This window comes from uncultured Dechloromonas sp. (genome assembly GCF_945957265.1).
Classification (GTDB): Bacteria; Pseudomonadota; Gammaproteobacteria; order Burkholderiales; family Rhodocyclaceae; genus Azonexus.
In genome coordinates this window covers 1-2,742 of the sequence record NZ_CAMFKO010000070.1, presented here as the reverse complement: position 1 = coordinate 2,742, position 2,742 = coordinate 1, and the positions used below count along the sequence as shown (strand labels likewise).

The following is a 2,742-nucleotide window of genomic DNA, read 5'->3' as shown; positions in this document are numbered from 1 at the left end:
GTGGGCGCGTATCCGGCGCGAATTGCCTTTCTGGTACCGGCCCCTGCTGCGCGCCCAGGTCAAGGCCGCCAATCGCGACAGCAACCGGCGCGAGGCGGCGCGCAGCGCGATCATTGCCCTGCTTTCCGCCAGCCGGCGTCTGTGGCTGCTGATCGGCGAGCGGCTGGCCGGCGACGGGGCGCTCGACCGGCCCGACGATGTCTTCCATCTGATGCCCGGCGAGATCGAGCGTCATGTCCTCGGCTGCCTGCCGCTCGCCGGGCTGCGCGCCCGCGTGGCGGAGCGGATGGCTCTGTTCGTCCGCTGGCAGGCGACCGAGCCGCGCGAATGGCTGGCCCTGGCGCCGGCCGGGCAAGCGGTCCCGGTGTCGCAGGCGACGGGTGCCAGGCCGGCGAAGGCGGGCGATGGGCGGGTGTTCAGCGGCGTCGCCACCGGCACCGGCGTGGCGCGCGGCAAGATCCGCCGCCTGCGCCATCCGTCCGAAGGGCTGGCCTTGCAGCCCGGCGAGATTCTTGTCGCGCCGTCGACCGATCCGGGCTGGACGCCCCTGTTCCTCAAGGCCGGCGGACTGGTCGTCGAAACCGGCGGCTACCTGTCGCACGGCGCCATCGTCGCGCGCGAATTCGGGCTGCCGGCGGTGGTCAATCTGCCGGGCATCCTGGCGATGTTCGAAGACGGCGACGAGGTCGAAGTGAATGGCTGGCACGGGACGGTAAGCCGCTTGTAGTGTTGTCGCGACGCAACATGCGATCCGTTCCGTTGGCGGTGTTTGGTTGACCTAGATCAAGCAAATCAATAAACTGGATTCATGTTGCGGTGCAACATCGGCTGCGCGGCGCCTGTCTTCTCCTGGTGCCGCTTTCGGGAAAGCCTCCCTCCCTTCGCTTCCCGCCGATGTCGTGCCCCCCTGTAACCGTTCGCTGCGGAGTCGTTTTTCGCAGTGGCAACAGTCAAGGAGGTCGCATGAACGCTACGACCCTTACTTCGCCTTCCCTGCAGCGCGTTTCCGCGTTGATGCTGGAGGCTTTCCAGAAATTGCTGATGGCTGCCGGCATGGTTTTCATCGCCGGGGTGATCGGCATCCAGAGCGGCTTCATCGGCCCCGACGTGCCGCTCGTTCAGAAACTGTGGCCGGCCGAAGCGCTTGTCGACGAGGCCGAAGCGGTCGAGGCCGAGGAAGATGCCGTCGTCGAGGTGCTGGCTCCGCGCCTGCGCGGCGCGATGGACTACGTGACCCGTCGCTACAAGGTATCCACCGAGGCGGTGCAGCCCATTTTCGCGACGGCGCAGAACGTCGGCCGCGAACTGCATATCGACCCATTGCTGATCATCGCCGTCATCGGCGTCGAGTCGGGGTTCAACCCCTTCTCGCAGAGCGTGGTCGGCGCCCAGGGCCTGATGCAGGTGATGCCGCGCTTCCACCAGGACAAGCTGCCGGAAGAAAGCGCCTCCTTCCTCGATCCGGTGACCAATGTCCAGGTTGGGGCGCGGGTGCTGAAGGAATCCATTCGTCGGCAGGGCGGGCTGGAGGAAGGCCTGCAGCAATTCGGCGGTGCCCTCGGCGACGCCGGGCGACGCTATGCGGGCAAGGTGCTGGCCGAGCGCCAGCGTCTGGAGCAGGCCGCGCAGCGCGTGCGCGCTGCCTGAGCGAAGGGCGGGGAACTCGCTGCCGGATGCGGGGTCCGAGCCGTATCGCCACTGCCCCGAGCATCCGCATGTCCCCATCCCGACTTTCCCCGGCGACCCTGGCCGGCGGCTGTTTCTGGTGCCTCGAGGCCGCCTTCGAGCAACTGGAGGGCGTGATCTCCGTGCTGCCCGGCTATATGGGCGGCCACGATCCCCAGCCGAGCTACGAGGCGGTGTGCCGGGGCGATTCCGGTCATGCCGAGGTGGTGCACATCGCCTTCGACCCGGCGATCATCGACTACGCAACGCTGCTCACCGCCTTTTTCACCATTCACGACCCGACCACGCTGAACCGCCAGGGGCACGATGTCGGCAGCCAGTACCGCTCGGCCGTTTTTTATCATGACGAGGCGCAAAAAGCGGCGGCCGAAGCCATGATCGCCCGCCTGAACGCCGAGGGGGTGTGGCACAGTCCCATCGTCACCGAGGTGACGCCGGCCACGACTTTCTTCGAGGCCGAGGAATACCACCACCAGTATTTTCGCCGCAATCCCTACCAGGGCTACTGCATGGCCGTGGTTGCGCCCAAGGCGGTCAAGTTGCGCCAGGTCTTCGCGGATCGGCTGAAGGCCGACTGAGGCCCGGGAGCGCCGGGAGACCCGTCGCGGTGCAGCGCCTAATCCGTATGACTCGTTTTGGTGCGGCGCAGCATTTCCCAGCTGGCGATCAGGGCGAGGGGTGAAAAGGCGCCAACCGTGACGCCGAGGAAGATTTCGGTCAGTCCGCCGTCCATGATGCGTTCTCCTGCGAGGCTTCGATAGGCCTTTTCTTGCATGGAGCGTGCCAGCCGAAGCGGCGACGAAGGATCAGCGCTTGCGGAACAGCCCGGCCAGCAGCATCAGGCCGATGAGCGCGATGGCCGGCCAGTCGCCCGTGCGGCCGTAGGGCGTCGAGCCGCCGTAGGCGTGGACGCTGCCTTTCAGCACGCCGGTGGTGAAGGGCGGCAGTGCGGCATGCACCGTGCCGTCCGGGCCGACGATGGCGGTCATGCCGGTGTTGGTGGCGCGCAGCAGGGGCCGGTACCAGAAAGGCAATTCGCGCCGGATACGCGCCCAC

The 2,742-nt window shown here is 67.2% G+C and carries 3 protein-coding genes and 1 pseudogene; 3 read left to right on the top strand and 1 reads right to left on the bottom strand.

Annotation, left to right across the window (positions count from 1 at the left end; all coding sequences use genetic code 11):
- The 3 genes from Q0P59_RS19660 to msrA form a co-directional block, all read left to right on the top strand.
- The coding region (locus tag Q0P59_RS19660; protein WP_295009582.1) for a PEP-utilizing enzyme at nucleotides 1–727 on the top strand (727 nt) is incomplete at its 5' end.
- A gap of 236 nt (nucleotides 728–963) precedes the next feature.
- The gene (locus Q0P59_RS19655) at nucleotides 964–1,647 is read left to right on the top strand and encodes a transglycosylase SLT domain-containing protein (RefSeq protein ID WP_295009580.1); all 684 of its coding nucleotides are present in this window, start codon (nucleotides 964–966) and stop codon (nucleotides 1,645–1,647) included.
- Between the two features lie 68 nt (nucleotides 1,648–1,715).
- Entirely contained in the window at nucleotides 1,716–2,264 is a 549-nt protein-coding gene (gene msrA, locus Q0P59_RS19650) for a peptide-methionine (S)-S-oxide reductase MsrA (protein WP_295009578.1), read from the top strand.
- Nucleotides 2,265–2,492: 228 nt separating this feature from the next.
- Here the strand turns inward: msrA and Q0P59_RS19645 are convergent.
- Nucleotides 2,493–2,742, bottom strand: a pseudogene (locus Q0P59_RS19645) (hypothetical protein); the annotation flags it as partial.

What these genes read in the sequence shown, in the direction of transcription:
- Q0P59_RS19655 (WP_295009580.1), top strand. Translation starts at nt 964, where the DNA reads ATGAACGCTACGACCCTTACTTCGCCTTCCCTGCAGCGCGTTTCCGCG.
- msrA (WP_295009578.1), top strand. Translation starts at nt 1,716, where the DNA reads ATGTCCCCATCCCGACTTTCCCCGGCGACCCTGGCCGGCGGCTGTTTC.